This is a genomic window from Hymenobacter agri (genome assembly GCF_054778495.1).
Window position 1 is genome coordinate 1 of the sequence record NZ_BAAGZM010000408.1, and the last position, 3,875, is coordinate 3,875.

The following is a 3,875-nucleotide window of genomic DNA, read 5'->3' on the forward strand; positions in this document are numbered from 1 at the left end:
CTGGCCCAGCGCAGCGGCCGCGGCTTCGGCGCGGGCCAGCAGGCCGGCGTCGTAGGGGGCAAACATGTCGGGGAAGCGTGGGCCCAGCTCGTCGAGGTTGGGACCGATGAGCGGGTTGCCGGGCTGCAGGTTGATGTGGTCGTCAATCAGCATCAAATCGGCCAGCTTGAAGTCGGGGTTCAGGCCACCGGCGGCGTTGCTCACCAGCAGGTTGGCGATGCCCAGCAGCTTGAGCACGCGCACCGGCATGGCCACCTGCTGCATGGTGTAGCCCTCGTAATAATGGAAGCGGCCTTGCAGCACGGCCACCTTTTTGCCGCCCATGCGGCCCAGCAGCAACCGTCCGGCGTGGCTTTCCACGGTACTCAGCGGGAAATGCGGAATATCGGCGTAGTTGATTTCGTGCTCGATTTCAACCTCCCGGGCCAGCGCCCCGAGGCCAGTGCCGAGAATGATGCCGATTTCGGGCTGAAAGTTGGCCGAGTTGGCCTGAATGTAGGAAGCGGCTTCTTGGAGTTGGGAGAGCATAAGGGTCAGGGTAAAAAACTGTCATCCTGCGCTTGCCAAGGAATTTATCACCGCTGAACGATAATCGCTCAAACGTGACAAGGTCCTTCGCAAGCGCAGGATGACAGGCTACTGATAAATTTTATTGAATATCAATCGAATACGGCAGCTTAGCCTGCACGCCGCGCAGCTGCATCAGCTGCTGGTACTGCGCGTAGGCCGGGTACAGCGGCCCCAGCTCGGCCTTGATGGCGCGGGCCTTCACTTCGGCCTCGCTGTCGCCGCCGAAGCGAGCCATGAGGGCCTCGAACGACGAGCGTTGGCGGGGCAGGCGCTGCACCTTGTAGTCGTCGGCCTTGAGGTGGGCGCGGGCGGCGGCAATGTTGAGGGCATCCTGGTAGTCGCCCAGCACATCGACCAGACCGTTGCCTTTGGCTTCGATACCGCTCCAGACGCGGCCCGAGGCGATGCGGCGCAGGCGTTCGACGGGCATGTGGCGGCCCTGCGCGGCCTTGCTGGTGAAGTCGGCGTAGATGTTGTTCACTTCGCCTTGCAGCGTACGCTTTTCGAAATCGGAGAGCGGGCGGGTGATGGTGGGCAGGTCGGAGAACTTGCCGGTCGTCACGCGGTCGACGGTGATGCCGAGCTTATCAGCCAGCAGCGGCTGAATGTTGGGCAGCACGCCAAACACGCCAATGGAGCCCGTGATGGTGTTCGGATGCGCCACAATGGTGTCGCAGGCCATGGCAATGTAGTAGCCGCCCGAGGCCGCCACGTCGCTCATGCTGGCAATAATTGGCTTCACTTTTTTGGTCAGCACCACTTCGCGGTAGATGATGTCGGACGCCAGCGACGAGCCGCCGGGCGAGTTGATGCGCAGCACCACGGCCTTCACCTTGTCGTCGAGGCGGGCCTTGCGGATGGCCTCGGCAAACTTGGTGCTGCCGATGTTGTCGTCGGAGCCCTTGCCGGTCACGATGTCGCCCTCGGCGTAAATCACGGCAATGCGGTTGCCGCTGGTGTTGCCGTCTTTTTCGTCGGCCTTGTCGCCGTCGGCGTAGTCGCTCAGGCTTACCAGGTTCGGCTTTTTGTCTTTGGCCAGGCCCAGCTTGCCGCGCAAATAGTCCTGCACCTCATCGAAGTAGCCAAGTTTGGTCACCATCTTCAGGCGCAAGGCGTCGGGGGCGTTGTGCACCAGCATCGAGTCGGAAATCACCTTCAGGCGCTCGGGCGCGATGCCGCGCGACTTGGCCACCTGGCCAATCATGTGGTTGTTGATGGAGTTCAGGAACGACACCGTCTGGTAGCGGGCCGAGTCAGAGAAGTTTTCGCGGAAAAACGGCTCCACGGCGCTCTTGAACGAGCCCACGCGGAAGATGTAGGGCTCGATGCCGGCCTTGTCGAACAGGCGCTTGTAGAACATCACCTCCGAGCTCAGGCCGTTGAATTCGAGCGTGCCCTGCGGGTGCAGGTAAATCTCGTCGGCGATGGACGACAGGTAGAAGCTCTTCTCGGAGCTCACCTCGTGGTAGGCCACTACAAACTTGCCCGACTTCTTAAAGTCGAGTAGCGCGTCGCGCACTTCTTCCAGCGAGGCCATGCCGCCCTGCACCAGCTCCAGGTTCAGCAGAATGCCCTTGATGTCGCCGTCGGTTTTGGCGCGGCGAATGGCCTCCTTGATTTCGATGAGACCCGTGGAGCCGCTGCCGCCGAAGGGGCCGAACTCCCGGCCGCGGCCGCGCTCCGTCAGCGGCTCGTTCAGCTTGAGCTCGAGCACGGAGTTGGCGGCCACTTCCTTCTTGTCGTCGGCGCGCGATGCTACGCCGATGATGCCGGCCAGAATCAGAAAACCGATAAAACTAAACGCGACCAGCCCCACGAGGGTGGCCAGCACGAATTTGAAAAACTGACGCATGAATGCAGTTGAAAGGTTGAGAAGGTAAATGTAGGCCCGGGGCCGGAATCGTTGGGATTACGCGGGCAGTTATCGGGGTTATCGCTGAATAGACGAACCTATTACATAGCACGTCATGCTGAACGCAGTCGAAGCATCTCGCGTGTGGTAGTAATTAGCCCGGTAGAGATGCTTCGACTGCGCTCAGCATGACGTTCATTCTTTTTCGTTCATAACACCAATCCTAATACCCATACTTCTCGCCCCACCAGCCGCGCAGTCGCTCCTGAATCTTGGCCTCGCTGGGGTTCAAGCCCGGCTCGTAGAAGCGCTTGCCGCTCAGCGCGTCGGGCAGAAACTCCTGTTCTTCGAAGTTGCCTTCGCCATTGTGCGAGTAGGCGTACTCCTTGCCGTAGCCGAGCTGTTTCATCAGGCGCGTGGGGGCGTTGCGCAGTGGCACCGGCACGGGGTACACGCCGTTAGCCTTCACCTCAGCCTGCGCCGCCCGAATGGCCAGGTAGGCCGCGTTGCTCTTGGGCGACGTGGCTAGGTAAATAACCGTCTGGGCCAGAATCAAATCCGACTCGGGCAGGCCGATTACGGTGCAGGCCTGGAAGCAGCTGGTGGCCAGCATCAGGGCGTTGGGGTTGGCGTTGCCGATATCTTCGGAGGCCAGGATGAGCATGCGACGGGCAATGAACTTCACGTCCTCGCCGCCTTCCAGCATCACGGCCAGATAGTAGAGCGCGGCGTTGGGGTCGGAGCCGCGGATGGATTGGATGAAGGCCGAAATGACGTCGTAGTGCATCTCGCCGCCCTTGTCGTAGCGCGCCAGCGGGCGCTGGGCCACCTGCTGCACCACGGCATCAGTAATCTGAATAACGCCCTTTTTATCGGGCGGCGTGCTTTGCACCACAATTTCGAGCAGGTTGAGCAGCTTGCGGGCGTCGCCACCCGAGAGGGCCAGCAGGGCGTGGTCTTCCTTGAGCACCACTTTTTTCTGCTGCATGGCCGCGTCTTCGGTCAGAGCCTTTTGCACCAAGCCGCGCAGCGTGTCGGCGCTCAGCGCTTCCAGCACATACACTTGGCAGCGCGAGAGCAAGGCTGGGATGACTTCGAACGACGGATTTTCAGTCGTGGCGCCAATCAGCGTCACGGTGCCGTGCTCCACCGCGCCCAGTAGCGCATCCTGCTGCGCCTTGCTGAAACGGTGGATTTCATCAATAAACAGCACCGTGCCGCGCTGCCGCTTGGCCTTCTCAATCACATCGCGCACGTCCTTCACGCCCGCGTTGATGGCGCTGAGAGCTGAAAACGGCTGCTTCAGCTCCGAGGCCAGCAAGTGGGCCAGGGTGGTTTTGCCCACGCCGGGCGGGCCCCACAAAATCAGGCTGGGCAGGCGGCCGGAATTCAGGTAGCGGCGCAGCACGCCGGCCTCGCCCACTAGGTGCTGCTGGCCGGCGTAGTCGGCCAG

3 protein-coding genes are annotated in these 3,875 nt (G+C 61.5%); all 3 read right to left on the reverse strand.

Annotation, left to right across the window (positions count from 1 at the left end; all coding sequences use genetic code 11):
- Window positions 1-528 (reverse strand): purine-nucleoside phosphorylase (locus tag ACYVDE_RS16680; RefSeq protein ID WP_460502682.1); only part of this gene is annotated, 528 nt, incomplete at its 3' end.
- A gap of 121 nt (window positions 529-649) precedes the next feature.
- Window positions 650-2,422 carry a SppA family protein gene (sppA, locus tag ACYVDE_RS16685; protein WP_460502683.1) on the reverse strand — a complete coding sequence of 591 codons (1,773 nt, stop codon included), beginning with the start codon at window positions 2,420-2,422 and terminating at the stop codon, window positions 650-652.
- Window positions 2,423-2,645: 223 nt separating this feature from the next.
- The coding region (locus ACYVDE_RS16690) for a replication-associated recombination protein A (RefSeq protein WP_460502684.1) at window positions 2,646-3,875 on the reverse strand (1,230 nt) is incomplete at its 5' end.